28 protein-coding genes and 3 pseudogenes are annotated in these 25,566 nt (G+C 49.9%); 29 read left to right on the top strand and 2 right to left on the bottom strand.

What is annotated here, in order from left to right:
- The first annotated feature begins 120 nt into the window (after positions 1–120).
- The 26 genes and pseudogenes from ACTHTG_RS01140 (at position 121) to ACTHTG_RS01015 (ending at position 23,979) form a co-directional block, all read left to right on the top strand.
- The gene (locus ACTHTG_RS01140) at positions 121–570 is read left to right on the top strand and encodes a hypothetical protein (RefSeq protein ID WP_440360461.1); all 450 of its coding nucleotides are present in this window, start codon (positions 121–123) and stop codon (positions 568–570) included.
- A 71-nt stretch (positions 571–641) separates the two neighbouring features.
- Positions 642–1,145: pseudogene (locus tag ACTHTG_RS01135) on the top strand (phage terminase large subunit); the annotation flags it as partial.
- 9 nt (positions 1,146–1,154) lie between these two features.
- Positions 1,155–2,231 (top strand): annotated as a pseudogene (locus ACTHTG_RS01130) (hypothetical protein); the annotation flags it as partial.
- Between the two features lie 3 nt (positions 2,232–2,234).
- Positions 2,235–3,155 (top strand): annotated as a pseudogene (gene terL / locus ACTHTG_RS01125) (phage terminase large subunit); the annotation flags it as partial.
- Positions 3,152–5,293: a phage portal protein gene (locus ACTHTG_RS01120; RefSeq protein ID WP_440360460.1), complete on the top strand. Its 2,142-nt coding sequence runs from the start codon at positions 3,152–3,154 to the stop codon at positions 5,291–5,293. The pseudogene terL and the gene ACTHTG_RS01120, both read left to right, overlap by 4 nt.
- A 64-nt stretch (positions 5,294–5,357) precedes the next feature.
- Positions 5,358–6,371, top strand: a complete 1,014-nt coding sequence (locus ACTHTG_RS01115; protein WP_440360459.1) for a caudovirus prohead protease — start codon at positions 5,358–5,360, stop codon at positions 6,369–6,371.
- Positions 6,372–6,411: 40 nt separating this feature from the next.
- Positions 6,412–7,911, top strand: a complete 1,500-nt coding sequence (locus ACTHTG_RS01110) for a hypothetical protein (protein ID WP_440360458.1) — start codon at positions 6,412–6,414, stop codon at positions 7,909–7,911.
- Positions 7,912–7,973: 62 nt separating this feature from the next.
- Entirely contained in the window at positions 7,974–8,219 is a 246-nt protein-coding gene (locus ACTHTG_RS01105; protein WP_440362633.1) for a hypothetical protein, read from the top strand.
- Between the two features lie 2 nt (positions 8,220–8,221).
- Positions 8,222–8,752, top strand: coding sequence for a head-tail connector protein (locus tag ACTHTG_RS01100; RefSeq protein ID WP_440360456.1), 531 nt, complete (start codon positions 8,222–8,224; stop codon positions 8,750–8,752).
- A 1-nt stretch (position 8,753) separates the two neighbouring features.
- On the top strand, positions 8,754–9,236 hold the full coding sequence (locus ACTHTG_RS01095) for an HK97 gp10 family phage protein (protein WP_440360455.1): 483 nt from the start codon (positions 8,754–8,756) through the stop codon (positions 9,234–9,236).
- Positions 9,233–9,661: a hypothetical protein gene (locus ACTHTG_RS01090; protein ID WP_440360454.1), complete on the top strand. Its 429-nt coding sequence runs from the start codon at positions 9,233–9,235 to the stop codon at positions 9,659–9,661. The genes ACTHTG_RS01095 and ACTHTG_RS01090 overlap by 4 nt, the downstream gene beginning before the upstream one ends.
- Before the next feature lie 23 nt (positions 9,662–9,684).
- Positions 9,685–10,461 (top strand): hypothetical protein, encoded by a 777-nt coding sequence (locus ACTHTG_RS01085; RefSeq protein ID WP_440360453.1) that lies wholly within the window; start codon positions 9,685–9,687, stop codon positions 10,459–10,461.
- A gap of 60 nt (positions 10,462–10,521) precedes the next feature.
- A complete protein-coding gene (locus ACTHTG_RS01080; RefSeq protein WP_025455553.1) occupies positions 10,522–10,851 on the top strand; it encodes a hypothetical protein in 330 nt (109 codons plus the stop codon).
- An 11-nt stretch (positions 10,852–10,862) separates the two neighbouring features.
- Positions 10,863–11,129, top strand: a complete 267-nt coding sequence (locus ACTHTG_RS01075; protein WP_440362632.1) for a hypothetical protein — start codon at positions 10,863–10,865, stop codon at positions 11,127–11,129.
- A gap of 1 nt (position 11,130) precedes the next feature.
- Positions 11,131–11,730, top strand: coding sequence for a DUF2460 domain-containing protein (locus ACTHTG_RS01070; RefSeq protein WP_440360452.1), 600 nt, complete (start codon positions 11,131–11,133; stop codon positions 11,728–11,730).
- Positions 11,727–12,593 carry a DUF2163 domain-containing protein gene (locus ACTHTG_RS01065; RefSeq protein ID WP_440360451.1) on the top strand — a complete coding sequence of 289 codons (867 nt, stop codon included), beginning with the start codon at positions 11,727–11,729 and terminating at the stop codon, positions 12,591–12,593. The genes ACTHTG_RS01070 and ACTHTG_RS01065 overlap by 4 nt, the downstream gene beginning before the upstream one ends.
- Positions 12,594–13,034, top strand: a complete 441-nt coding sequence (locus ACTHTG_RS01060; protein WP_440360450.1) for an NlpC/P60 family protein — start codon at positions 12,594–12,596, stop codon at positions 13,032–13,034.
- Positions 13,035–13,094: 60 nt separating this feature from the next.
- Positions 13,095–13,493, top strand: a complete 399-nt coding sequence (locus ACTHTG_RS01055) for a hypothetical protein (protein WP_440362631.1) — start codon at positions 13,095–13,097, stop codon at positions 13,491–13,493.
- A gap of 17 nt (positions 13,494–13,510) precedes the next feature.
- Complete coding sequence (locus tag ACTHTG_RS01050) at positions 13,511–17,602, top strand: phage tail protein (protein WP_440360448.1); 4,092 nt, start codon at positions 13,511–13,513, stop codon at positions 17,600–17,602.
- A gap of 16 nt (positions 17,603–17,618) precedes the next feature.
- A complete protein-coding gene (locus tag ACTHTG_RS01045; RefSeq protein ID WP_440360447.1) occupies positions 17,619–17,921 on the top strand; it encodes a hypothetical protein in 303 nt (100 codons plus the stop codon).
- A gap of 53 nt (positions 17,922–17,974) precedes the next feature.
- Entirely contained in the window at positions 17,975–21,217 is a 3,243-nt protein-coding gene (locus ACTHTG_RS01040) for a tape measure protein (protein WP_440360446.1), read from the top strand.
- 58 nt (positions 21,218–21,275) lie between these two features.
- Positions 21,276–21,605: a hypothetical protein gene (locus tag ACTHTG_RS01035; RefSeq protein WP_440360445.1), complete on the top strand. Its 330-nt coding sequence runs from the start codon at positions 21,276–21,278 to the stop codon at positions 21,603–21,605.
- Positions 21,602–22,513 (top strand): collagen-like triple helix repeat-containing protein, encoded by a 912-nt coding sequence (locus ACTHTG_RS01030; RefSeq protein WP_440360444.1) that lies wholly within the window; start codon positions 21,602–21,604, stop codon positions 22,511–22,513. The genes ACTHTG_RS01035 and ACTHTG_RS01030 overlap by 4 nt, the downstream gene beginning before the upstream one ends.
- 81 nt (positions 22,514–22,594) lie before the next feature.
- Entirely contained in the window at positions 22,595–23,080 is a 486-nt protein-coding gene (locus ACTHTG_RS01025; protein WP_440360443.1) for a hypothetical protein, read from the top strand.
- On the top strand, positions 23,080–23,388 hold the full coding sequence (locus ACTHTG_RS01020) for a hypothetical protein (RefSeq protein ID WP_342685331.1): 309 nt from the start codon (positions 23,080–23,082) through the stop codon (positions 23,386–23,388). Before ACTHTG_RS01025 ends, ACTHTG_RS01020 begins: the two co-directional genes overlap by 1 nt.
- Before the next feature lie 48 nt (positions 23,389–23,436).
- A complete protein-coding gene (locus ACTHTG_RS01015; RefSeq protein WP_204788882.1) occupies positions 23,437–23,979 on the top strand; it encodes an NlpC/P60 family protein in 543 nt (180 codons plus the stop codon).
- Positions 23,980–24,066: 87 nt separating this feature from the next.
- Here ACTHTG_RS01015 and ACTHTG_RS01010 read toward each other — a convergent pair whose 3' ends face one another.
- On the bottom strand, positions 24,067–24,468 hold the full coding sequence (locus ACTHTG_RS01010) for a type II toxin-antitoxin system HicB family antitoxin (protein ID WP_003680975.1): 402 nt from the start codon (positions 24,466–24,468) through the stop codon (positions 24,067–24,069).
- Positions 24,469–24,557: 89 nt separating this feature from the next.
- On the bottom strand, positions 24,558–24,740 hold the full coding sequence (locus ACTHTG_RS01005; protein WP_003680974.1) for a type II toxin-antitoxin system HicA family toxin: 183 nt from the start codon (positions 24,738–24,740) through the stop codon (positions 24,558–24,560).
- Positions 24,741–24,775: 35 nt separating this feature from the next.
- Between ACTHTG_RS01005 and ACTHTG_RS01000 the strand changes: the two genes are divergently transcribed.
- From ACTHTG_RS01000 to ACTHTG_RS00990, 3 genes are read left to right on the top strand one after another with little or no spacing between them, the layout of a single operon-like run.
- On the top strand, positions 24,776–25,009 hold the full coding sequence (locus ACTHTG_RS01000) for a hypothetical protein (protein ID WP_440362630.1): 234 nt from the start codon (positions 24,776–24,778) through the stop codon (positions 25,007–25,009).
- Positions 24,990–25,334 carry a hypothetical protein gene (locus tag ACTHTG_RS00995; RefSeq protein ID WP_440360441.1) on the top strand — a complete coding sequence of 115 codons (345 nt, stop codon included), beginning with the start codon at positions 24,990–24,992 and terminating at the stop codon, positions 25,332–25,334. The genes ACTHTG_RS01000 and ACTHTG_RS00995 overlap by 20 nt, the downstream gene beginning before the upstream one ends.
- Entirely contained in the window at positions 25,318–25,485 is a 168-nt protein-coding gene (locus ACTHTG_RS00990) for a hypothetical protein (RefSeq protein WP_440362629.1), read from the top strand. The genes ACTHTG_RS00995 and ACTHTG_RS00990 overlap by 17 nt, the downstream gene beginning before the upstream one ends.
- Positions 25,486–25,566: the final 81 nt, after the last annotated feature.

The raw sequence follows: 25,566 nt of genomic DNA, 5'->3' as shown, positions 1-25,566 counted from the left end.
ACTTCGCCCTATGCCTTGTTGGTGTAGGGCGTTCCATTTTTCCTGTGAGCCGAGTGTGTTTCAACCGTCTAATTCTGAGAGGGGTCGGAGTTAGACGGTTCTTTTTTTGAGGGAGGGTTTATGAGCGACACAAAACGCAAAACAGGCCGTCCAAGTAAATACAGCGACGAGCTGGCGGAAAATATATGCGAGAAAATCGCAAATGGCAGAAGCTTGCGCTCAATATGTGCCGAAGATGGCATGCCTACAACGTCAACCGTGTGTAAGTGGCTGATTGAAAACAAAGAGTTTTCGGAACAATACGCGCGAGCCAGAACTAGGCAGGCAGATTATTTTTTCGAAGAGATAGTTGAAATCGCCGATAGCGTCGAAGCTGATAGCGCGGCGGTGATGAAAGCAAGGTTACAGGTTGACGCGCGTAAATGGGCGGCTTCCAAGATTGCGCCGAAGAAATACGGCGATAAGCAAGAGATTGACGTTAAATCGAGCGATGGCAGTATGAGGCCGTCTGTACGGCTAGACGCTGAAGAGTTTCGCAAGATTGCCGAAGATGTTTTGAACAAGGTTTAGCATAAAATGCTAATCCTATGGTAGGCTAGATTGCCATTTTTATGCAATTTTCCAAAGGAATTTAAAATAAAATGGCACTAGAGCAATTTAATGAGGCTGAAATCTCTGTTATTCGGGATTTAAGCTCAATCAATCTGTATATGTTCACACGGTGGATGTTCCGCGAACGGAGAGGCTACCAGTGGACGCAGGCAAGACATCACGCCCTAATCTGTAACGCGCTTGAGCGTGTTTTTAACGGCGAGACAAAGCGCCTGATTATCAACATTCCGCCGCGCTACTCTAAGACAGAGATAGCGGTAGTGAACTTCATTGCATGGGCGATGGGGCGTGTGCCTGATTGCGAGTTTATTCATGCGAGCTATTCGGCTACGTTGGCCGTCAATAACTCAGTGCAAATCAGAAACCTGTTACAGCATGAAGAGTATCGGGCGATATTCCCCGGCGTGGAGCTTGCGAGCGAGAGTAGCCATCACTGGAAAACGACAGCTGGCGGCGTGATGTATGCAACAGGTACAGGCGGCACGATTACAGGTTTCGGCGCAGGTAAGCACCGTGAGGGCTTTGGCGGTTGTTTCCCTGTTGGCACTATGGTGTGGACTGAAAAAGGTTTAATCGCGATTGATGAGATTGTAGAGAAACGATTGCCTTTAAGGGTGTGGGCTTATGATTATCAGGGGAATCTTGATTTAATGCCTGTTACGGCTTGGCACCGAAACCCTGCAAATGCGATTGTTAGAGTAACTTTTAACGATGGCGAAACGGTAGAATGTACCCCTTGCCATCGTTTTTGGACGCTTAACCGCGGTTGGGTGCGTGCTGATTTACTCGCGGAAAATGATGTGCTTCCCCGCGTCAATCGCAGCATAGAAGATAGTAATAACCTCCTTGTCCACGCCAAATCTTTTAGCGGTGGCGGTTGGGGACAACCCATCATTGCGGCCTGTCCTGTTGGCGCGGTTGTAAATGGCTTCATCCCCTTGTTCCCGGGTAAGTTTGGTGCGGAGGTACGTTTTCCGGCCTCGCTTATTGATAATATTTACACCTCCAGTTACGGAACGCCAGCGAGAACCGCTCCATATTCCTTGTATGACACCAACACTAACGTTGTATCGTTCAGCAAGTTCAATGGCTGGGGTGTGATCACTCTTGTAAATGTCCAAAACTTGGCTATCGGTCAAAATAGCGAAGGGATGTCTCTCGGCTTCGCTAAATGTTCCGTGCAATTTACTGTCCGCGATGTTGCTTTGGCGCGTGTCATATCGCAAGTTTTCCAACCTGTTATCGCGGGGGTTGCCGTTCGCATGGCAAATATCAGCCCCATTTGGGCGTTTACCCACAAACGCGAGCATGACAAGGCTATGAATGGTTACGGTTTTTATTTTGGAGCCGACGCTAAGGTTAACGCGCAAGTGTCCGCTAGGCATAACATTGCCCTTGAGCAATTTCCCTTTGATGATGTTGTTCCTGCCGTTTCCGCGATTGATGATTGTCCTATCTTCGCTGCGGACACGCCCAAAATTACTAACGGAATAAATCCCTTCATATCCGGGAATCGGAAGCCATCGTTCGTCGAGTATGTGAGGCATGATGATGTAACCTATTGTTTAACTGTTGAAAAGTACCATAATTTTATCATAAATTCTGGTTTGGTGGTTAAAAACTGCATTATCATTGACGACCCGCATAAGGCCGATGAAGCACGAAGCGAGGTTAGACGGCAGAACGTTATCGACTGGTTTCAGAACACGCTGGAATCTCGTAAGAACAGCCCTGAAACGCCGATTATCCTAATCATGCAACGATTGCACGAGAATGACTTGGCAGGTTGGTTGCTTGATGGCGGTAATGGCGAGGAGTGGGAGCACCTTTGCTTACCAGCTATCCAAGACGATGGCACAGCGTTATGGCCTGAAAAGCACGATATTGAAACATTGCGCCGTATGGAGCAAGCCGCGCCGTATGTATTTGCAGGGCAGTATTTGCAGAAGCCTGCGCCGCCTGATGGTGGTACGTTTAAGCCTGACAACCTGCAATTTGTGAAAGCATTGCCTGCTGGAAATATCAGATGGGTTCGCGCATGGGACTTAGCCTCAACAGCGAACGATGGCGACTATACGGCAGGCGGTAGGCTTGGCGTGACAGAAGACGGGCGGTATATCATCGCCAACGTCGTGCGCGGCCAGTATGGGGCGGATGAACGGGATAGGATATTACGCAACACGGCGCAAAAAGACGGCGTGAAAACAAAAATATCTATCCCGCAAGACCCTGGGCAAGCTGGTAAATCGCAAACCTTATACCTAACCCGTCAACTGGCGGGTTTTTCTGTATCTGCCAGTCCTGAGTCGGGCGATAAGGTTACACGCGCCGAGCCGTTTGCTGCTCAAGTCAATATCGGTAATGTGATGTTGTTAGATGATGGCACATGGGACACAGACGCACTGATTTCAGAAATGCGGATGTTCCCGAACGGGCAGCATGACGACCAAATCGACTGCTTGAGCCGTGCGTTTGGTGAGTTACTGGATACCCGAACGGGCATGATTGATTACCTGCGAGCGCAGGTTGAGGCAAATAAATGAGTAAAAAGACACCATTATCACAAGGCTTTATTTCCCGTGTGGCCGCTGGTGTCCGTTACGCCTTTACCGGCAACGCGGACGGGTGGTTTGACGCGGGCGAGCCTTTGGCCCCTGTTGCACAGCAGGCAGAGGGTCGGCGGTTCGATTATGAGCCGTTCTACAACGTAGGGCATTCCAAGCCGCGCGAGCGCGAGGCAATAGGCTTTACACAATTACGCGCCCTTGCCGATAACTACGATGTTCTGCGTTTGGTTATCGAAAAGCGCAAAGACCAGATGGAAAGCTTGAAGTGGACGATTCAGAAGCGCGATATCGAATCAACCAAAGATAACGAATCGCAGCGCAAAGACCGAAAGGTAGATGAAGCCATTGCGTTCTTTCAATCGCCTGATAAGGAGCATACATGGGCGGACTGGCTGCGTATTTTGTTGGAAGACCTGTTTGTCATTGACGCGCCTTGTATCTACCCGCGCAAAACGCTGGGCGGCGACTTGTACGCCCTTGAAGTGATGGACGGGGCGACGATTAAGCGCGTTTTGGACAATACAGGCCGTCAGCCATTACCGCCTGATACAGCTTATCAGCAAATCTTGCACGGCATGGCGGCGGTTGACTACACGGCGGACGAATTGATTTACCGATCACGCAACAATCGAAGCTATAAAGTCTATGGCTATTCGCCTGTTGAGCAAATCATCATGACCGTGAATATTGCCTTAAAACGGCAGCTTCACGCGCTGGAATACTACACGGCAGGCAGCGTGCCTGACGCTTTAGTCGGCGTGCCTGAAACATGGGCGGCTGATGATATTAAACGCTTTCAGGAGTATTGGGATTTACTGCTGTCAGGCGAAATAGCGGAACGGCGCAAAATGCGTTTCGTGCCGGGCGAGTTGGCTAGAAACTTTAAAGAGACGAAACAGCCGCCGCTGAAAGACGTTTACGACGAATGGCTGGCGCGTGTCGTCTGCTTTGCGTTTAGTGTCGAGCCTACGCCGTTCGTGGCGCAGGTAAACCGAAGCGTGGCAGAGACTAGCCGTGAGCAATCACTTTCAGACGGCATGAGTAGTCTGAAGAACTGGGTAAAAGCCCTGATTGATGATGTGCTTGCCCGTTATATGGATATGGCGTCCTATGAGTTTGTTTGGAAAGAGGAAGAATCACTCAATCCGAAAGAGCAGGCTGAAATCTACGCTATCTACAAAAACGCAGGCATTTTGACCGCTGATGAAATCCGCGCCGAACTGGGCAAGGAGCCATTGCCGGAGCAAGAACAGCCAAACAAGCAAGACGACCAACAGCCTGAAGAACAGCCGAATCAAGAGGCTGAAAAGCTGGGAAAGTCGGAAAGCCCGATGAGCGAAGACGAAGCCGCTGCGCTTATTGAGGCTTATTTGCTTACGCGCGTGGACGGCTTGGCTGAACAAATTGCCGCGCTGATTGCTGGTGCAGCCGTTGACTGGCAGGCAGAAGACTTGACCGCCGAACTGAACCGGGTAGCGAAAATCGTTACCGACGGTTTGGACTTTGGCGAGTGGTCGGGCTTGTCTGATGTGGTTGAGCCGATAATCAGGCGAGCGGCGGAAGACGGGGCGGTTGCCGCTTTGTTGCATGTAATGCCTGACCCTGCTGTCGGTATGGTTACGAATATTCGCAGCCGTGCCGTCAAGTGGGCGCATGAACGCGCCGCCGAAATGGTCGGCATGAAGTGGGTGGGCGGTGAGCTTATCCAAAACCCTGCCGCCGAGTGGCAAATCACAGAGGGAACGCGCGAAATGATACGCGGCCAAGTGGTGGAAGCCATGCAAAACGGCGACAGTGTGCAGGAGTTGGCAGGCCGTCTGAAAGAATCTCACGCTTTCAGCAATACCCGTGCCCGAACTATTGCCCGAACTGAGACGGCGATGGCTGACGGCATGGGCAACCTGATAGGCTGGGAAGAGACCGGGCTTGTTTCCGGCAAGCAGTGGCTGACCGCTGAAGACGATAAAGTGTCAGAGATTTGCAATACCAATGGGGATATGGGCGTTATTGGGCTGCATGAGCATTTTGCGCATGGTTCGCCGACGATTCCAGGTCATCCTAATTGCAGATGTACGGTTATCCCTGTTTTGGCAGAGGATATGCCTAAATCTTGATCCCTTTGGGTAAAGTGAGTGTGTTTGCCGCCTCTTCGTGGGGCGGCTTTTTTTGGAGCAACGAATGGCGAAGTTATACGCGGAAATTGCCAAGATGGAGGCGCAGGACGACGGCACTGTCAAAGTTTGGGGGTACGCCTCAAGTGAAGCGGTCGATTCGGACGGCGAAATTATCGCGGCAGAAGCAATGAAAGCGGCTATTCCCGACTATATGAAATTTGGTGCGGTGCGTGAAATGCACGGCTCAAACGCAGCGGGGACGGCTATTGAGATTAATGTAGAAAACGATGGGCGCACATTCTTCGGCGCACATATCGTTGACCCTGTTGCCGTGACGAAAGTCAAAACAGGCGTTTACAAAGGCTTTTCGATTGGTGGCAGCGTTACCGCTCGAGACGAATTGAATAAGTCGCAAATCACTGGCTTGAAGCTGACAGAAATCAGCCTTGTTGACCGCCCTGCAAATCCTGATGCGGTGTTTACCTGCTATAAGGCAGACAAACCCAAAGACGAGGAAGAGGCAACGGATAAAGACGACAAGCCGTCTGATAAATCAACCGAGGAGGACGGCGACAAGCCTAAAGACGGCGACAAAGAGCCTGAAGCTGAAGATAAAGACGACAAGGACGACAAAGAAGATGACAAAGAAGACGACAAAGAAGATGAAACCGAGAAATCGGCAAGCGTGAATTTGTCCGAATCTGAAATCGCCGTCTTGAAAGCAGTCTTGGCTAAAGCCGAGAAACAGGAAGTGGCAGCTAAAGCTGACGAGCCTGTCGATGAATCGGTAAGCAAATCTGACAAATCAGATGACCTTGCTAAAGCTGAAATGGCAGACGCGTTGGCAAAAGCGCAAGACGCGCTGAAAAAATCGAATGACGCCCTTGCCAAAGCACAGGCGGAAATTGAAAGCCTGAAGAAACAGGCAGCGCCGCCTAAAGGTAGTACGAAAGCTATCAGCAAGGCAGAAGATAACGGCGAAGACCCATTAAAAGGTTTTGAGCCGATTGTAAAGAATGACGGTTCGCTTGACGACGTGGCGACACTCATCAAAGCAAAACAAACAGGCCGTCTGTAACACCGCTTACAGGCGGTTTTTTTATTATCAGGAGCGATAAATGAACGTGAATCAACTCACACAAGAAACAATTGAGCTGATGAAGTCAGCACAAGCAAACGGCGAGCCGTTGAACAAAGGTTTTACTCAGCCAACCAGCTTTACCACTGGTTTGCAAACCTATGACCTGTCTGCGCCGTCTCAAAAACTTTATCCGGTATTGACGCCGTTGCGCAACCGTATCCCACGCGTGGGCGGCGGCCGCGCCATCGGCTCAAACTGGAAGGCTATCACGAATATCAACGTTGGTAATCAACGCGCCGGCATCAGCGAAGGTAAACGTGGCGGTGTTATCAACCACGAAATGGTTGAGCGTAACGCCCAATTCCGCGCTATCGGCTTGGAAAACCAAGTTTCCTTTGAAGCTGACTATGCCGCACGTGGCTTCGAGGACGTGAAAGCGTTGGCGGTTGCCCAAACCTTGCAAGCCACTATGATTGCCGAAGAAATGATTTTACTGGGCGGTAACACTAGCCTGAAATCAGGCGTTACACCTACTCCGACCGCTGTCGTTTCGGCTGAAGCGTCGGGTAAAATCAGCGGTAGCATCTTGTCTGTAATCTGCGTGGCTTTGGGCTTGCAGGCATATTGGGATGTAGCAGGCGCAAACAACGGCGCAATCGGTCAAAGCTTGAACATCAAGACTGCTCAAGTACCGACCAAAATCACACGCCAAAACGCGGACGGTTCTACCGATACATTCGGCGGCGGTTCTGCTCAAAAATCTGCTGCCGCTTCTGTTTCCGGTATCGCAACCGGCAAAAAAGTAACCGCTATGGTTCCAGCCGTTCGCGGCGCGGTTGCCTATGCTTGGTTCTGGGGCGCTGCTGGTTCTGAAAAACTGGGCGCGGTCACTACTTCTGCGAAAGTGGATATTCTGGCAGACGCTGAAGGCACTCAAACCGCCGCTTCTTTGCCGTCTGAAGACAACTCTACTTCCATCTTGGAATTTGACGGCCTGTTGACCCAAATTGCACTGCCTGATTCTGGCGCATACTGGGCTGATAACAAAGGCAGCGGCTTGACCTCAGACGGCGCCGGCGGCGTGTATGAGTTTGAAGAAGCTTTTGCAAACTTCTACTCTAAATATCGCTTGTCCCCTGACACAATCTACGTCAACGCACGCGATTTGGCCTCTTTGACCAAGCTGATTATCGGCAACGGCGGCGCACCGCTGATTAAGCTGAATGTAGACGTGAACAACACTGCCAACATTAAGGCTGGCGTCGTTGTCGGTTCGTACCTGAACAAAATCACAGGCGACGAATTGAATATTGTCGTACACCCGAACTTGCCTGCCGGTACTTACCTGTTCTACTCAAGCCGTCTGCCTGCCTACGTCCAAGGCGTGGGCAACCTGTTGCAAGTGCGCACACGTCAAGAGTACTACCAAATCGAATGGCCGTTGCGTACCCGTATGTATGAATATGGCGTTTACGCAGACGAAGTGCTGCAAGGTATGTTCATGCCTGCTTTCGGTATGATCACCAACGTAGGTTAATCCTAATCAGGCCGTCTGAATTTTCGGACGGCCTCTTTCTTTTGGAGATTGAAATGACTGAAATGGTTAAATTACAAGCCCCTGAGGGCTTTACCGATGTTTCATTTGGTAGCCAAAGCTACGAAGTGGGCGAAAACGGCGTTGTTGAAGTGCCTGCTGAAGCGGCGCAATTCCTGTATCAGTTCGGCTTTGGCAACGTGGCTGAAGAGCCTACTGAAGCTGAAGAGCCTGAAAAAGGCAAGCGCGGCCGTAAAAAAGCAGACGCTGAACAGGAAGAACAGACTCCTGATTCTGAAAAGACTGAATAACGATGACCGACCTTTTCCTACTTGATTCGCTCAAGCAACGGCTTGGCGTTACCCATGACAAGCAGGACACGTATTTTCAGACCTTGCTTGATGGCGTGTCGGCGGCGGTTGAGGCTTTTATTGGTCGAAAACTCGAAGCGGCGGATTATGTCGAGCGATACAACGGCAACGGTAAGAATCGCCTTGTACTGGAACAATGGCCTGTCATTTCCGTGTCGTCCGTAAAAATCAACGGACGCGCGGTAGATGACTGGGACTTTGATAACTGGCTGTTGATTCGCCATGCCTGTTTTGCGCAGGGAATCCGTAACGTTGAAGTGTCGTACCGTGCTGGCTATGAAGCCATGCCTGCCGATATTCAGGAGGCCGTCTTGATTATCGCAACGCAACGGCTGAACGAAATCGAGAACAAGGGCGTGCAGAGTAAAAGTCTTGCAGGGGAGACCATATCCTTTTCAAGCTTTGGGCAGTCGGGCGGTATCCCACCGTCCGCTTACGCTATCTTGATGGAATACAAGCGAAAGGCCGTCTGAAATGCTGAACGTTGAGTTTATCGGAGGCGACGCAATCGCGGCCGTCTTGAAAGCTTATTCTGATGGTGTGCAGTCGGCGGTTGAAAAGTCTATCGGTCGGTCGGTTTTGAAGTTGCAACGCGAAGTTAAGCAAAACCGCCTGTCTGGTCAGGTGTTGAATGTACGGACTGGCAATCTTCGCCGCTCAATACATCATCAAGTAACCAGTTCGGGCGGTTTGGTGGTTGGCGAGGTCAACACGAATGTCCGATACGGCGCAGCGCATGAATATGGCTTTGCCGGAACGGTCAACGTTAAAGCCTCAATGAGGCAGATACGTCAGGCTTTCGGCAGGCCGTTGAAATCGCCGCGTTATGTTCAAATCCGCGCCCACTCTCGCAATGTGAAACTGCCTGAACGGTCATTTTTACGGTCAGCTTTACGCGATATGAAGCCGGAGATTGAGGCGAATTTGCAAAGATCCATTAAAGGGGCATTACGATGAATCGTGAAGCGATTTATTCCGCGCTATGGGCAAAGCTTGAGGCGTTGGACGGTTTTACAACCAAGAGCCGAAAACTGCTGCACTGGAATGACGTAAAAGGCTACGACCAACCGGCGTTATTTATGGCTCAAGGCGATATGCAGGCAGTAACGACAACAGGGCAAGAGACGAAATGGCTGTTGCGTGTTGACGTGTATTTGTATGTTCAGACGGCAGGCGAGCCGCCAGCGCCTATCATGAATCCGCTGATTGATGCGGTGTGCAATACCGTGAACGCTGTACACCCAATCACGGGTAAGACGGCTTTGGCGGTCGATGGCGCGGACGTTGAGTATTGCCGCGTTGAGGGTACGGTAGAAACAGACGAGGGAACGCTTGGTAATCAGGCCGTCTGTATTATCCCAATTATGATTTGCGCCGCTTAGTCGGCAATTAGAAAGGAAATGTCATGCAGTTGACGTTTGGTAGCGGCGAGGTTTTCGCCGAAATGATTACGGATGCTTACGGCAACCGTGTGCAAAACGCAACGCCTGTGCGAATCATGGGCTTGCAAGAAATGTCTGTTGACTTGTCGGCAGAGTTGAAAGAGTTTTACGGTCAAAACCGCTTTGCGCTGGCTGTTGCTCAAGGTAAGGTAAAGGTTTCAGGTAAATTCAAAGGCGCGTTAATTAACGGCCTGACGCTGAATACTTTGTTCTTCGGCGATGAGTTTGCGACCGGCACGATGAAAGCGTTATGGGCAAATATTGACGGCAAGGATATTCCGGCTCAAGCACCATATAACATTACTTTGGCTGGTATGGCACCAGGCGGTACTTTCGTTGAAGACCAAGGTGTTATGTCCAGTGATGGCACGGCTATGATTAAAGTAGCCAGTAATCCGAAAGCAGGCCAATACTCCGTTAATGCAAACGGTGTTTACTCGTTTAACGAGGCGGATAAAGGCAAAACGGTTTACCCTAGCTTTACCTACACGATACCTATGCCGTCAGCCAAGAAAATTGAGCTGACTAATATGGCGATGGGTAACACGCCGACCTTTAAGCTGAAATACCTGACGCAGTTTAAAGGTAAAAAAGCCTTGCTGGAACTGGAAAGCGTAACCAGTGGTAAATTGGGCTTGTTCTCAACTAAAAACGATGATTTCTCCGTGCCTGAAATTGACTTTACTGCCTCAACCGACGAAGCAGGCTTTAAAGTCGGTACGTTGTGGATTCAAGAGTAATAATGCAGGCCGTCTGAAAATGACGGCCTTTTTTCATTTGCCCCAAAAAAAGGAAACAAAATGACCGTACGAATTAAAGGCGTGACCGTTGAACTGAACGGCACTGAATATGTTATTCCTCCGATCGCTTTAGGCGCGTTGGAGCAGTTGCAAAGCCGTATTGGTGCGTTTGACGGCAACGTACAAGACGCAAAACAGATTTCTACCGTTATCGATTGCGCCCATTCCGCGCTGAAACGCAATTATCCTGATATGACGCGCGAAGAAGTGGCTGATTTGATTGATATTGGCAACATGAACGAAGTATTCGCCGCTGTGATGGACGTTTCCGGTTTGAAACGCAAGGAGCAGGAAGCCGCGCAAGCGGGGGAAGCTCAGGCGGCGGTTTAAGTTTCGGCGCGATGATTGCCCACGTCTGCGCCTCAACTGGGTGGACGTGGGATTATGTCGCCGATAACTTGGATTTGCCGCGAATCGGGTATTTAAACGACTACTGGCGTGAACATCCGCCTGTGCATATCTTGGTAGCCTCATACATGGGCATTAAGCCATCATCTAGCCCTGTACAGAGTGAAACAGACGAGGCAGAGGCCATTAGTATGCTTGGCGGTGGAGAGCTGTCAGAAGATGAATTTAACGCATTGCTGAAAGCGAAGGGGATTATTTGATATGAGCAACGCAGTTTTCCCAACGTTTCCCGGCTTAAAGTGGGGGCGTAAAAAAACGGCTGTTTGGAGTACCAATATTCAAAAGTCAGCTTCAGGGCGTGAGATTCGCAGCGCGTACTACACTTATCCGCAATGGAAATTCTCGCTGTCGTTTGAAGTGTTGAGAACAAAAGCCTCAATCAACGAACTTGAGAAGCTGGCAGGCTTTTTCAATGAGCGGCGTGGCAGTTTCGACAGCTTCTTGTACGAAGACCCGACAGATAACAAGGTAACAGACCAGCTTATCGGGAATGTCGTTCAAGGCGTAACGAGATACCAGCTTGTGCGCAATTACGGCGGCTTTACCGAGCCTGTTTTAGCGGTTAAAGGCGTGCCGGTGGTTAAAGTTGGTGGAGTTGCTTTGACACATGGCCGTGATTTCTCAATAGACAATAACGGCGTATTGGTTTTGAACACACCGCAAACGCCCGGCAGACCCATCACATGGACAGGCGGTTTTTATTTCCGCGTCCGCTTCACGTCTGATACGGTGGATTTTGAAAACTTCATCGGCCATTTGTGGAACGCTAAGAAAATCGAGTTTACGAGTTTGAAATTATGAAAAGTGCAAGCGCTGAATTAATGAATCTGCTTCATAACGAAGATAGGTTTCTAATGGCCGATTTGTTCACGATTACCTTAGCGAATGGTCAGGTATTGCGTCATACGAATTTTGACAAGCCTGTTACATGGCAGGGGAATCAGTACGAGGCTTACAAGCTGATTATCAAACGCGGCGCGACAAGAACGGCGGTAGGGCTTGATGTTGATTCCAATACGTTGCAAATCGCCGCCGAGCCAAGTTACAGACTTGAGGGCTTGCAGTGGGCAGAGGCCGCGCTTGGCGGTGCTTTAGACGGTGCAAGGGTGGTTATCGAGCGTGTCTTTTTCCGCGATTTCCTTACACCAAATCCTGAGCCTGTTGGCACGGTTATTATCTTTTCCGGCCGCGTGTCGGACGTGTCGGGCAGTCGGTCGTCCGTCAAGGTTGATGTTAAGTCAGATATTGAGCTATTGAACGTATCAAGCCCACGCAATATCTATCAAGCCGGTTGCATGAGAACGCTTTATGACGGTGGCTGTAAGGTCAACCGCGAAAAGTTCACGGTAAACGGTCGTGTAACCGCAAACAGCACGACTGGAACGGAACTGACTTGCAATCTGACACAAGCGAATGGGTGGTTTAATCAGGGCGTTATCAAGTTCACAAGTGGCCTTAACGCAGGGCTGACACGCACCGTCAAAGAACACAAAGACGGCACACTGTCTTTTGCCTTACGTTTACCACACCCCCCACGCGCTGGGGATGTATTTAAAATCTATCCTGGCTGCGACAAGCGGCAAAGCACCTGTAAAGACAAGTTTCAAAACATCGTGCATTTTCGCGGTTTCCCTTATATCCCATCTGCTGATACGGTGGTTTAAATGAGTCTATCTGAAATGGATTTAAGAAAGCGAATTGTCGAAGAGGCTTATTCGTGGCTTGGTACGCCGTACCATCATCAAGCGATGGTAAAGGGTGCTGGTGTGGATTGCGCGATGATTCTTGTCGCAATCTATCGGGAGGCTGGCTTGCTTCCTGCTGATTTCGACCCACGGCCATATCCTCAAGACTGGCACTTACACAGAGATGAGGAGCGTTATCTTGGCTGGGTTTTAAAAGTCTGCCATGAGACCGACACGCCGCAACCGGGCGACGTTGTTGTTTGGAAGTTTGGGCGTACGTTTTCGCATGGCGCGGTTTATGTTGGCGACAACAAAATTATTCACAGCTACATCGGGCGCGGTGTGGTTTTGGACGAATTGGATCAGGCTGAACTTTCAGGCCGTCCGATGAAGTTTTTTACTTTTGGAGCAAGGGAATGAATATCCAATTAACAGCTTACGGATTGGGCAGTGGCCACGGTGGCGCCGCTGGGGGTAGTTATGACGACACCGAAATTAAAAAAGAATTGGACGCCGTCAAAAAAACAACTTTCCAACCTGCCAAAAGGCGGCGCGACGTATGACGATACCGATTTGCGCAAACAGATTGCAGCAGTCGTGGAGCAGGTCAGCAAAATAGCTGATACCCGCAAAGAGTATCAGGCGGCATACGTCCCAAAAAGTGATTTTTTGGGTGGCTTGGATAACTCCAAATTTGTAACGATTAAATTTAAAAAGCCGTTTTCAAAAATCCCATTTGTCAAGGTTACGCTTGACCTAAAAACAATTAACGCACGGTTGACTTATATTGCAAATGCGACAGAAACAGGCTTCGATATTGCAACTAACTACGTCGGGGATTTGTACGGCCTTTGGTATGAAGCGCATTTAATAGATTGATTTTATAGAGGTTACTCATGGGCGGTAAGACATCCACTATTTCAAATTCTGAACAACGTATTCTGTCCCTACAGGTTCAACAGTCATCTCAAGGCTTGACCCTGCCTGTTGTTTACGGTCGGGCGCGTGTTGCTGGTAATTTGATTTGGTACGGCGACTTTACCACTATTGAGACCAAGACAACGACCCGACAAGGCGGCAAGGGCGGCGGTGGCGTAAAACAAGAGGATATTTCCTACACTTACGAAGCCGCCGTCATGATGGCCTTGTGCGAGGGCGAAATTAAGGGAATCGGGCGCATTTGGCGCGATAAAGAAAAGTTTGAATCGCTTTCACAATTGCGCCTGAATCTTGCCAAAGGCGGCGATGAACAGCCGACCTGGACGCATTTGCAACAGCCGAAGCACCAAGCGCAGGCCATCAACTATTCCGGCACGGCTTATATTTATAGCCCGAATTACGAACTGACGAAATCAGCGCAGATTTATAGCCATAATTTCGAGGTTATCGGGAAAATGGGGTATTCGTCCTCAATTCCTGACGCAAATCCGAGCGAAATTATCCGCGATATGCTGACGAATCAGAACTACGGTTGCGGATTTCCTGCTGAAAACTTAGGCGATACAAGCGTTTACGGCGTTTATTGCCGCGCGGCAGGTATCTTTTTAAGCCCTGTTTACAGTGAGCAGACGGAGGCGCAACAGAACATTTCCGAACTGTTGGAACAGACCAATAGCGCGGCAGTGTTTTCGCAAGGCCGTCTGAAAATTGTCCCTTATGGCGACGTGAAGCTGTCAGGAAACGGCGCGGCCTATGTGCCAAACCTGACACCTGTTTACGACTTGACCGATGACGATTTTATCGTTTCAGGTGCTGAAGACCCTTTAAAGGTTGAGCGCAAAACCAATGCGGACGCTTACAACCAAATACAGGTTGAGTATCTCGACCGCGCGAATGACTACAATATCGCCGTAGCCGAAGTAAAAGACCAAGCGAATATTGAGCAATACGGCCTGCGCCCTAAAGATGCAGTGAAGATGCACGGAATTTGTGACGCTAAAGTCGCAAACCATGTAGCACAATTGCTGTTACAGCGTGCCTTGTACGTCCGAAACGAGTATGAGTTTAAGCTTGGTTGGAAATACTGCCTGCTTGAGCCTATGGACTTGGTAACGCTGACAGACGAGGGATTGGGGCTTAATAAAACGCCTGTCCGAATCATTGAAATTGAGGAAGACGAAGAGGGCGTTTTGACCGTCAAGGCTGAAGATTTCCCAATGGGCGCGGCATCGGCTACAGCTTACCCAACACAGCCGTCGTTAGGCTATTCCGCCGATTACAATAAATCGCCCGGGAACGCCCATGCGCCTGTTGTTTTTGAAGCGCCTTTACAGCTGACTGGCGGCGAGCCTCAAATTTGGCTTGCAACCGCTGGCGGCGATATGTGGGGCGGCGCTGAAGTGTGGATTTCAACCGATGGCGACAGCTACACGCGAATCGGCGCAACCAACAAGAAAGCGCGTTTCGGCTCACTGTCCGCGCCTTTGGCAAGCGGTGCAGTTTTCGACCGCGCTAATACTTTGAACGTTGAAATTTCCGCCGGGCAAATGACAGGCGGAACGGAGCAAGACAGCCGCGATTTGCTGACCTTGTGTTACGTTGACGGCGAGTTTTTGGCCTACGAGACTGCCGAATTAAAAGGCGTGGGACGTTATACGCTTGGCAACCTAACGCGCGGTGCGTATGGCTCAACCATCGACCGACACAATGCAGGCAGCCAGTTCGTGCGTATTGATGAAGCGATGTTCAAATACGCCGTTCCTGCAAACTGGGTAGGACGCACGGTTTGGGTTAAGCTGGTGTCTTTCAACGTCTTTGGTAGTGGCGTGCAGGAGCTTGCAGAAGTACCGGCTTATTCCTACACAATCAAGGGCGCACCGCTTGGGCAGATTCAGAACTTACGCCTCACATCATCTTGGGCATACGGTAAGGAAGCCGTTATTGCTTGGGATAAATTGGGCGGCGCTGATACCTATGACGTAGAAGTCTATGCAGGCAATACGCAAAAACTACTGCGAAGCTTGAGCGGTATTGTTGACAACGGCTTTACCTACACGCAGGCCGACATGAAAGCTGACGGCGGTCAAGTGCGTGATGTTGTCTTTAAAGTTCGTGGACGCGCGGTTACTGGGAAAACTGGCAACTGGGCGCAAGTAGCCGCTCAGAATCCTCAACTCAAACCATTGCAAGGCATTGAGATTGACAGCGGTTTGCGCCAGGCGTTTTTCAAATGCGCTATGCCGTCTGAAGAGGATTTTGCAGGTATTGTTATTTGGGTGTCAGAAAATCAGGCTGTCCCAACAACAGACGCAAATAAAGCCTACGATGGCGCGGAAACATTTGTTCCCATCATAAAATGCAACGGAAAGGATTTGCAACAGGGTAAAACCTATTATTTGCGCGCCGCCGGTTATGACAGCTTCGGTAAAGACGGTATGCACGTCAGCAACAGTATTGCTTTTACCGTTGCTGATGTGTCAGTCACAGATTTAGCAGAAAGCAATCTGAACAAGTCTTTGCGTGACAAAATCGCATTGATTGACGGCAACGGCGCAGGCAGTGTAAACGCACGAATCGAAGCGGAAACGCGTGAGAGGGTAAGCAAGATTGAACAAGTATCCTCGAAACTCAATAACTTATCTGTCGGGGGCAGAAACTTAATTCGAGATTCCGCAACACAAGTTCAAAATTCCAACTATTTAATTCAGTCATATCAAATGACGGATAATTCGTTACAAGAGGGCGAGCCGGTTACTGTCACGATTTGGGGGGATTTGGGTAGTGACCGCGAAGCGTTCTGGCCTTTTAACTCGAATGGTTTTAACTGGCTAGGCGCAATGAAGAAAGTGTCTGATGGGGTTTATCAACTATCAGCAACATGGAAACGGTCGCAAAACAACCCGTCAAACGACCGCTTATTGATTTATTGTGGTCCGAATAGCGGCAGAACGGCCTCACGGATTGACCGTATTAAGCTGGAGCGTGGCACTGTTGCGACCGACTGGACGCCAGCACCTGAAGATAATACGGCGGTGGTGCAAACCCACGCCCAAAGTATCAACGGCTTGGAGGCGCAATACACGGTCAAGGTTGACGTTAACGGTAAGGTGGCAGGCTACGGCTTGGCAACCACGCCGAAAAACGGAACGCCCGAAAGCAAGTTCATTGTGAACGCTGACCGCTTCGGCGTTGGTTCGACTGGCAAGGCTGACGTGTTCCCGTTTGTGGTTGATACGCAAAAAAACCGTGTCGGCGTGAACGGCGAGTTAGTGGTAAACGGCAAGGCGATTATCGATAGATTGAACGCCGGGGATATTCACGGCGACAAAATCACGGCAAACACACTGAACGCAAACCGCCTGAAAGCTGGAAGCGTTACTGCACTGGAAATGGCGGCTGGTAGTATCACGGCTGATAAGCTGGCGGCAGGCTCAATAACCGCTGATAAATTGGCGGCTAATTCCGTGACGTCTGATAAGTTATCTGTGAAAAACCTATCATCAATGAGTAGTGATTTAGGGGATATTCGCGCAGGTAACATCAATATCGGCAATGGTGCTTTTACTGTGTCTAGTGAGGGTGATTTGTACGCAAGAAACGGCAGATTTGAAGGCACTGTGTACGCGGATAAAATCGAAGGCGACGTGCTGAAATTTTTCCAGTTCCAGCGCGACGGAGTTGGTAGGTTTAGCTTGAGATACCACAATAACGGCAGTAAAACCGTTATGTTATCGTTGCAAAACCTGTCATTTACAACGCCTGATTCTAAGTCAAGTTATTGGGTTTCTATTCGCGTGAATAATAGTGTTGTCGTTAATAAGGAGTGTTGGTCGATTTATACATATACGTCAGACACCGGCCCGAATAACGCCAAGTCTGATAAATACAAGGGAGTTTTCTACAATATCCCTTATCTTTTATCTGTTGATTCAGGGCAAGTTGTTGACTTATATATCGAAATTAATCATGAATTAACGAGAGGTAGGACGGCAACAACAGAGCCTGTTGATATTGACGGACACCCTTATGTTTTAGCCGCAAGAATTTAGTTTGAAAGGAATTAATATGAAACAAGCAATCGCGATCAAGCACGAAATCGAAGACGAAAGCACCGGCGCAATAGCTAACTACCATGTAATCGAATATGTAAGTATCGATTATAAGTACAACAATGTTACGGCAACAATGAATGGCTATGTGTCTAAAAAGGCATACGAATCAGGCAGAAATCCGCTTTGTTCCCACACTGTTACTGTGAACGGATTGCCTGACGGCGCGGAAGTATCACGCGCTTGGCTGTACGGTAAAGCTGTTGAGCAGGGAAATGAACAAAGCGTTTTTTCCGGTGCTGAATTGGTTGAAGCGTAAGTAAATTGAAAACACGCCCGTGATGATTCGCGGGCTTTTTTATGGGCGGTCGTATGAGCGATTTAGAAGCAAAAATCAAGATAACCGTCGAAAACGGCACGGCGGCAGGGTTTAACCAAGCAGCAAACTCTGCGGAATCGGCGTCAAAGGCCATTGAAAACGCCATTGGTAACGTCAAAGCGCGATTGAAAACGCATTTTGACGATATGAAAAAGTCGATGGAGCAGGCATTTCACGTCAACCCATCGACTTTTAAAAATCTTGGCGACGCACAAGAGGGGATGTTTAACAAAATCTCTTCTTCGGCGCGGAAAGTGTATGAAGAAACGCGTACGCCAATGGAGCAGTTTAAGGCGAAGCTAGCAGAAGTTAACCAACTGTTGAATCTTGGCGCGATTGACGTGGAAACCTACGAGCGCAAGGTTCAGCAACTGAACAGCGAGCTTGAACAGACAGACGGCAAGGCTTCAGCGGCCGCTGGTGGGTTGGGTAAAATCGGATCAGTTCTGGCAGGATTCGCCTCACTGTCATTTGCCAAGTCCATGCTTGATACTGCCGACGCCATGCAGTCAATCAACGCACAAGTTAGACAGGTTGTATCGTCTGAAAGCGAGTATTTGGCAGTACAACGCCAGTTATTGGACGTGGCAAACAATACGCGCGCCTCATTGGAATCAACGGCGAATCTGTATGTTTCCACAAGCCGCGCCTTAAAGGACTACGGCTACACGCAACAAGAAATTTTAACCTTTACCGAGGCAACCAATAACGCGATGGCCATCGGCGGCGTACAGGCGCAACAACAGGCCGCCGCGCTTATGCAGTTATCGCAGGCTTTGGGCAGCGGCGTATTGCAGGGCGATGAATTTAAATCTATTGCCGAAGCTGCGCCGATTCTGCTTGATACGATTGCGGAGTATATGGGCAAATCACGCGCTGAGATTAAAAAGCTGGGCAGTGAAGGGCAATTGACGGCTGATGTGATTTTTAAAGCCATATCCGGCGCGTCTGAGAAATTTGGAGAGCAGGCGGCCAAAATGCCTATGACAATGGGGCAGGCTTTGACGGTGTTTTCAAATAACTGGCAAAGCATGGTTTCCAAACTGTTGAACGACAGCGGCGCAATGTCTGGGATTGCCGCCGTTATTAAACTTATTGCCGATAACCTGAATTTGGTCGTCCCTATCGTCGCAGGTTTTGCCGTTGCTGTTGCCGCCGCTGTTGCACCAACGCTGGCCTTGAATGTGGCATTACTGGCAAATCCGTTTGGGATTGTGGCCGTCGCAATCGGCGCGGTCATCGGACTTATTGCCCAATTCGGCGATGAAATAGACGTTTTCGGCGATGGCTGGTCGAATTTGTCTGATGTGATTCAGGCCGTCTGGCAAGTCATCACAGAAACCATCGGCGAAGCTGTCGATACCGTTAAATCATGGTTCGGCGAGCTGACGGCATGGGTTGACGAGAGTGTCGGCGGCTGGTCGGCGGTATTTGAGCGCGTGATGGGCTTAATCTCAAGCACCATCGGGGCGTACGTCAACGTCTATATCAACACATTCGCAACCGGCTGGATGTTGATTAAAGAAGCCGCCAACAATATGCCGCAATTCTTTGCCAATCTTGGCAAGGCTATTGGCAACGTGTTTATTTCCGCGATTGAGTGGATGGTAAACAAAGCGGTCGGCATGATTAACAGCATGATTGACTTTGCCAACAAGGCCGCGTCGATGGTCGGCGTTTCAGGCATTGAAAAGCTGAACAACGTCCAAATGGGACGAATGAATGACGGCGGGCTTGGCGGTCGAATCGCTGACAGCATGACGAAAGACCGCGCCGGCGCAATGGCGAACGCCATCAAGGGACGCGCGGCAAACATTCACGAAGACAAAGTGATGAGAGGCGCGCGAGGTGGCGGCGGCGGTTCTGCCAAAGCTCACGCGCCTGCCGGTGGCGGTGGTGGCTCAGGTCGTAAAGGTGGTGGCGGACGTAAAGGCGGCGGAAAGGGTCATGCAGGCGGCTCAGGAGCGGCGCAAGACCCAATGCAAGGCTGGGAAGAGGAAATCAAAGCCCAAAAACTTGCACACCGCGAAATGCAACGCGAAACGCTCACGCACCAAGAATGGGATTTAGCGCGTGAGGCCGCCTACTGGCGCGAGAAACTGGCAACGGTTGACGCTGGTAGTAAAACCGGCCTGAAACTGCGTGAAAAAATCCTGACCCTTGAAGACCAGTTATCGAAGCAGTCGACTGAAGCGAAAATGAATCAGGTGGCTGAATGGGAGAAGCTGGACAAACATAAGCTTGAGATGGAGAAAGACGCGGCAGACCAGGCACTGTCTGAGGGCCGTATCTCGCAACTCGAACGCCTTGATTTGGAAATCGAGTTTGAAAACCGCCGTTATCAGATTGCCTATGACGCATTGCAAGAACGAATCGCACTTGCTGAGCAAGACCCGACTTATAGTCAGGCGGCCATTGATAAGCTTAAAGCACAAATGGCGGAACTTGGGCAAGGTCATGAACGGACGCAGTCGAAGAATGAGGGTAAACGCGAAAGCCAACGCCGCAAAGACGCGCCAAATGTTATGGAAATGCTGCAAGACGGCGGTAAGAACGTTTGGCAGGAAGCGCAGCAGCAAATGGGGCAGGCGTTCACCGCCATGCTGACAAGGGCGAAGAGCTTCAGGCAGGCGATGAACGGCGTGTTCTCCTCCATGCGTCAAACCTTCGTTCAAGAGATGGTCAGTAAGCCGCTGGCCGCGCTGATGGGGCGTTTCGCCAAGGAAGGCGCGATGTGGTTGGCTAACGGCGCACGCCAAATTGCCACGCAATCTGCTACATCGGCTACCGTAACCGGTATTAAACAGACTGAAACGACGACAAACGTCGGCATGAACGCCATTCAAGCGGCGGCCGAGGCATTTAAGGCGATGGCGGGTATTCCATACGTCGGTCCTGTTCTTGCCGTTGGCGCGGCGGCAGCAGCGATGGCGGCAGTCTATGGATTGATGAGCGGAATGGGCGGCGGCGGTTCCTCAACCTCCACGACCACAACACGGATTCCATCGGCGGCAGGTGGTTGGGATATTCCGGCAGGTATCAACCCTCTTACTCAGTTGCATGAAAATGAGATGGTTTTGCCTGCGGAACACGCCCAAACAATCCGCGAAATGGCAGGCCAATCAGGCGGCGACGACAGCACGATTATTATCAACTCAACAGGCGGCGACTTTATTCACAAAAAGGATTTGGCAAAGCTTTTGAAACAGATGAAACGTGATTTCAAATTTGTTTAACGGTCAGGCCGTCTGAATGGTTCAGACGGCTTTTTTGTAAACCCTGAAAGGGGGAGTTATGATTAAAATCAAAGCGGAAATCCCGATTATAAACATCGAGATACCACGCGGAAATGCACGGCGTTTCGAGGTAACGGTAACGGCGGACGGTAAGCCTTTTGATTTATCGACCGCTAGTTTGAAAATGATGATAGCTCCTAGCACTGGGGGAACGTTCGAGGCTACGGCGAATATCCAAGTAGCGGAGAACGTACTAACGCTGGAGTTTCCGCCTGAATTTTCCAAAAATGCGAAATGGCGACGCGCCAAATACGATATTTTGAACGTATCGACACGGCACACGCTGATTCGTGGCGAAATTTGCTTACTGGAGGTGGTAACACTATGACGGAATATGTATTTACCCTGTCTGACAAAACGCCGTCTGTTGAGATTGACGTTAAGGAAACCGCCATTGCTCAAGGTGCAGGGCAAGATCTGTACGACCGCGCCAAAAGGGAGCTTGGCTTTACCGGCACTTTTGAGGAATTTCTCGCTTCGTTCAAAGGCGACACTGGCGAACGAGGGATTCAAGGCGAAAGAGGAACGGACGGCTTGCCCGGTGCGAAAGGCGACACTGGAGCGACAGGCGCACCGGGCGCGAATGGCCTGCCTGGAGTAAAAGGCGATACAGGTGAGCGTGGGCATGACGGCAAGTCTGCTTATGAAATCGCGGTTGCGAATGGTTATGTTGGCAGTGAAGAGGCATGGCTTTATAGCTTAAAAGGCCGTGATGGTTCGCCTGGGCGAGATGGACGAAATGGACTTTCAGCATATGAGCTTGCTGATGGTGAGTTGTTATTTGGGACGGTGGGTAAATGGCTTGAATCTCTGAAAGGCGCAACAGGTGCTAAAGGAGATAATGGCGACACTGGTGCGGCTGGCAAATCTGCAACTGTAACCATCGGCACAGTAACGACTGGCGAAGCGGCGAGCGTAACCAACACTGGCACGGCGACAGAGGCCGTCTTGAACTTCGTCCTACCTGCTGGTGGAGGCGGTCAGTCAAACGGCCTACACACGGAAATCAAGACCGTTCCTGTCACAGTCAGCGCTCAAAGCATTCAAACGGTTGAATTTGAAGCGAAGTTTGCAGAAACGCCAACGCTTCACGGTCAGCCTGCTTTGATGGGCGCAGGAGAAAACCGCTTTCTGTACCTGCTTTCAGTGGATAAAAACGGCTTTACCTGCCGTTCAAACTACTTCAGTGCAGGCGTTCAGACGATTCACTACGCCGTAACTGGCAAACTGGCATAAGTCATCTTTTGATGGCTTTTTTTGTAAACGGACTTTTTGATAATTTTGTCAAAAAGTCCTTTTTATTTGGAGATTGGAAAAATGAATAACTCATTGAAATGGGTTAAATATGTTTTGGAATGGCGTTTTTTGCCTGTACGTTTTCAGAAGTGGCTGTTTGGCACTGGTACGCGCGTTGTCGAGTTTGCCAGTGGGTTGTCGATGATTGGTTATGCCGCCGTTTTCGCGTTTTCGCCTGTGGACATTTATAACTGGCCTATCTATTACAAATTCAAATCGATACCTGAATCTATCCTGATTCCAGTTTTCGGCGGTATCGGCTTGTTACAGTTGGCTTCGATGTACTGGCAGACGTACCGCGGAAACGTCTTTTCAGGCTATTTATTGCTGGTGTCGGCGTTTATTTGGTACTTGACGGCTCAAGCGTTTTGGGGAGCGTTTCCGCCTGCCCATACAGGCATGGTCATTCCGCCGATTCTGTCATTCTTGTGCCTTTTGGCTGGGAACAACTCACTTAAATTTTTATTTTCGGGCAGAAAACTGAAAGACGGCCTAAAGGGGGAATAATGGATTTTTTCCAATTTGGCTACCTGTTTGCCATAGGGGGCGGTATTGTCGGCAGCGCGTGGTCGAGTATTAAAGACCACGACAAAATCGTTTCGAGTGTATTTGAGGCGGTTGTGTCGGCAGTGGCAGCGGCGGCGGTAGTGGAACGGTTTTTGATGGTTAATCAGGTATGGACTTGTGCGATTGCCGGTGCGTTTGTCGGCATCTTGACAGGCCATGCGATGGATACCGTCAAAACCCTTGCCCCGGGTTTGATGAAAAAATGGGTCAAGAAAACGGCTGACAAATTTATCGATAGTAAAGAGTAACGACAGGTCGTCTGAAATCAGACGGCCTTTTTTAATGGAGCAGTAGAAATGCAAGAGTTGGAATGGATTAAAGAAGCGAAAAAACATCTTGGTTTAAAAGAAATTGTCGGTACGAAAGCGCATAACCCGACAATCGTGCAGTGGCTGAAAGATATGGGAACATTCCCCGGCGCGGCAAAGTCTTGGTACTTTGAAGATGAAACGCCGTGGTGCGGTTTGTTTGTCGGTCATTGCTTGGGCAAGAGTGGCCGCGCGGTCATTAAAGATTGGTATCGCGCTAAAGCATGGGCAAGTGCCGGGCTGACGAAGCTGGCAAAACCTGCCTATGGTTGCATTGCGGTTAAATCCCGACAAGGCGGCGGCCATGTGTTCTTTGTGGTCGGCAAAAACGCCAAAGGTCAGATTCTTGGTTTAGGTGGCAATCAAGGCAATACCGTGTCTATTGTGCCGTTCAACCCTGCTGATATTGACGGCTATTTCTGGCCGTCTAAGCTGGTGGATGGCAAGGCGGTGCAGTCTAGCCCCGCGCCTGAGCGTTACGTTTTGTCATCTGTTACAGCAACCGCCGCGCATGGTGCAAGCGAGGCGTAAGGCCGTCTGAACGGGTGATGTGGGCAAATCCCACATCACTTTTTGAGCGGTTGAAAAAGCGAAAACCCCCGAATCGGGGGCTGGCGGTTAGGAGCGGTTGATAAGGTTCAGCGCGGCTTTTGCCAAGAATCCGCTGCGTGTCTCGTGATGAACGGCGGTATATTCATCTACGCGGTCAAGCAGATATTGCGGCCAACTGACGTTAAAACGGGTTTGCTGCTGGCTGATTTTGGCGGGGTCAATTTCAAGCAGCAGCCAAACAGCGTCTTTAAAGTCTTCTTGGCCTTGCAAATCTTGGATATTGCTGGCTTTCAAATCGTCGAACATTCCGTCTTCAATCATGCCGTCGATGTGGAAGTAGGCGGCTTCCTTGGCGTTGGCAACGGCTTCTTCTACGGTCTCGCCGTAAGAAAAGCAGCCGGGAAGATCGGGGACGGTTACGCCGTAGCCGGTATGTTCGTCTTTGTGTAAGGCGATCGGGATTAACATATTCGGGCTTTCTTCATTTTTATAAAACGGGAGGGCGCGTGAGATTACCCTGATTGCAAAAAGGGCGGTGGGTCTCCCCACCGCTTACGCTACTTCAAGCCTGCCTGTTTGTAAATCTGTCTCAACGTTCCTAGCGGCAAGTCTTTTTTCGGATGCGGTACAGTAACACGGCCTTTTTTCTCGGGGTGTTTGTACTGCCGATGACTGCCTCGGGTTGAAACCAGAAACCAACCGTCAGACTCTAGAAGCGCAATGACTTGTGCACTAGTCATATAACTTCCTTTATTACAACTAAGGCAGATTTGCCATGTGTGTATTATTACACAATATCAGTTATTATGCAAGTATTTTGTGTGTATTTTTAGTGAAAGAAAACGAAATGAACAACCAACTGAAATTTATAGAACGGCAAATCGCCGAATGGGAAGCCAAAAGTAAAGAGGCCAGCGAAAACGCAGACTTTAAAGCTTTTGAGTTTGCCGAGAGTGAAATTAAAAACTACAAAGCGATGTTGAAAACCTATGAACAGCCTGCTACTTAAAAACTGGAAACTGGTTCTGATCGCTTTTTGCTTTGTGCTGATTGCGGGCGCGTGGCAATACGACCATGCCGCCCAATATCGGCGCGGCCGTGATTCAATGGCGGCTGAAATTTCAGGCCGCCTGAAAGATTCCGCGATTGAGAAAGCGAAGCAAGACCGTGAATTGTCCGCTGTGTATCAGACCGGCAAAGCCGTGCGTGAAGAAAAGGAGCGTGTTAGATATGTTCAAGTCCAAAAGATTGTCGAGAAGCCTGTCTATCGTAACGTCTGTGTTGACTCTGACGGCGTGTCAGTCATCAACGCCGCCATTGCCGACGGCAATTAAACCGCCTGCCGACCTTGTGCAACCATGCCCGAACCTGCCTAAACTTGAGGGCGGAACAGGCGCGGACGTGTTGCCGTGGTCGTTGCAAGTCATCGGCTTGTACAATGACTGCAAAGCGCGGCACAAGGCGTTATCTGATACTATTAAATAAAACAGAAGCCGTCTGAAGCCTTGTTCAGACGGCATTTTCTGTTTACCTTGCCGTAGCCTTGCTGTAAATGCCTTTAAGACA

The sequence above is a fragment of the Neisseria sp. P0017.S009 genome, assembly GCF_051957375.1.
Lineage (GTDB): Bacteria > Pseudomonadota > Gammaproteobacteria > Burkholderiales > Neisseriaceae > Neisseria > Neisseria perflava.
This window is presented reverse-complemented; position numbering and strand designations above follow the sequence as displayed.

What these genes read in the sequence shown, in the direction of transcription:
- ACTHTG_RS01120 (WP_440360460.1), top strand. Translation starts at nt 3,152, where the DNA reads ATGAGTAAAAAGACACCATTATCACAAGGCTTTATTTCCCGTGTGGCC.
- ACTHTG_RS01085 (WP_440360453.1), top strand. Translation starts at nt 9,685, where the DNA reads ATGCAGTTGACGTTTGGTAGCGGCGAGGTTTTCGCCGAAATGATTACG.
- ACTHTG_RS01010 (WP_003680975.1), bottom strand. Translation starts at nt 24,468, where the DNA reads ATGTTAATCCCGATCGCCTTACACAAAGACGAACATACCGGCTACGGC.
- ACTHTG_RS01005 (WP_003680974.1), bottom strand. Translation starts at nt 24,740, where the DNA reads ATGACTAGTGCACAAGTCATTGCGCTTCTAGAGTCTGACGGTTGGTTT.
- ACTHTG_RS01015 (WP_204788882.1), top strand. Translation starts at nt 23,437, where the DNA reads ATGCAAGAGTTGGAATGGATTAAAGAAGCGAAAAAACATCTTGGTTTA.
- ACTHTG_RS01075 (WP_440362632.1), top strand. Translation starts at nt 10,863, where the DNA reads ATGATTGCCCACGTCTGCGCCTCAACTGGGTGGACGTGGGATTATGTC.
- ACTHTG_RS00995 (WP_440360441.1), top strand. Translation starts at nt 24,990, where the DNA reads ATGAACAGCCTGCTACTTAAAAACTGGAAACTGGTTCTGATCGCTTTT.
- ACTHTG_RS01045 (WP_440360447.1), top strand. Translation starts at nt 17,619, where the DNA reads ATGAAACAAGCAATCGCGATCAAGCACGAAATCGAAGACGAAAGCACC.
- ACTHTG_RS01095 (WP_440360455.1), top strand. Translation starts at nt 8,754, where the DNA reads ATGCTGAACGTTGAGTTTATCGGAGGCGACGCAATCGCGGCCGTCTTG.
- ACTHTG_RS01030 (WP_440360444.1), top strand. Translation starts at nt 21,602, where the DNA reads ATGACGGAATATGTATTTACCCTGTCTGACAAAACGCCGTCTGTTGAG.
- ACTHTG_RS01065 (WP_440360451.1), top strand. Translation starts at nt 11,727, where the DNA reads ATGAAAAGTGCAAGCGCTGAATTAATGAATCTGCTTCATAACGAAGAT.
- ACTHTG_RS01140 (WP_440360461.1), top strand. Translation starts at nt 121, where the DNA reads ATGAGCGACACAAAACGCAAAACAGGCCGTCCAAGTAAATACAGCGAC.
- ACTHTG_RS01035 (WP_440360445.1), top strand. Translation starts at nt 21,276, where the DNA reads ATGATTAAAATCAAAGCGGAAATCCCGATTATAAACATCGAGATACCA.
- ACTHTG_RS01090 (WP_440360454.1), top strand. Translation starts at nt 9,233, where the DNA reads ATGAATCGTGAAGCGATTTATTCCGCGCTATGGGCAAAGCTTGAGGCG.
- ACTHTG_RS01080 (WP_025455553.1), top strand. Translation starts at nt 10,522, where the DNA reads ATGACCGTACGAATTAAAGGCGTGACCGTTGAACTGAACGGCACTGAA.
- ACTHTG_RS01000 (WP_440362630.1), top strand. Translation starts at nt 24,776, where the DNA reads ATGTGTGTATTATTACACAATATCAGTTATTATGCAAGTATTTTGTGT.
- ACTHTG_RS01105 (WP_440362633.1), top strand. Translation starts at nt 7,974, where the DNA reads ATGGTTAAATTACAAGCCCCTGAGGGCTTTACCGATGTTTCATTTGGT.
- ACTHTG_RS01020 (WP_342685331.1), top strand. Translation starts at nt 23,080, where the DNA reads ATGGATTTTTTCCAATTTGGCTACCTGTTTGCCATAGGGGGCGGTATT.
- ACTHTG_RS01025 (WP_440360443.1), top strand. Translation starts at nt 22,595, where the DNA reads ATGAATAACTCATTGAAATGGGTTAAATATGTTTTGGAATGGCGTTTT.
- ACTHTG_RS01055 (WP_440362631.1), top strand. Translation starts at nt 13,095, where the DNA reads ATGACGACACCGAAATTAAAAAAGAATTGGACGCCGTCAAAAAAACAA.
- ACTHTG_RS01115 (WP_440360459.1), top strand. Translation starts at nt 5,358, where the DNA reads ATGGCGAAGTTATACGCGGAAATTGCCAAGATGGAGGCGCAGGACGAC.
- ACTHTG_RS01040 (WP_440360446.1), top strand. Translation starts at nt 17,975, where the DNA reads ATGAGCGATTTAGAAGCAAAAATCAAGATAACCGTCGAAAACGGCACG.
- ACTHTG_RS01060 (WP_440360450.1), top strand. Translation starts at nt 12,594, where the DNA reads ATGAGTCTATCTGAAATGGATTTAAGAAAGCGAATTGTCGAAGAGGCT.
- ACTHTG_RS01110 (WP_440360458.1), top strand. Translation starts at nt 6,412, where the DNA reads ATGAACGTGAATCAACTCACACAAGAAACAATTGAGCTGATGAAGTCA.
- ACTHTG_RS01070 (WP_440360452.1), top strand. Translation starts at nt 11,131, where the DNA reads ATGAGCAACGCAGTTTTCCCAACGTTTCCCGGCTTAAAGTGGGGGCGT.
- ACTHTG_RS01050 (WP_440360448.1), top strand. Translation starts at nt 13,511, where the DNA reads ATGGGCGGTAAGACATCCACTATTTCAAATTCTGAACAACGTATTCTG.
- ACTHTG_RS01100 (WP_440360456.1), top strand. Translation starts at nt 8,222, where the DNA reads ATGACCGACCTTTTCCTACTTGATTCGCTCAAGCAACGGCTTGGCGTT.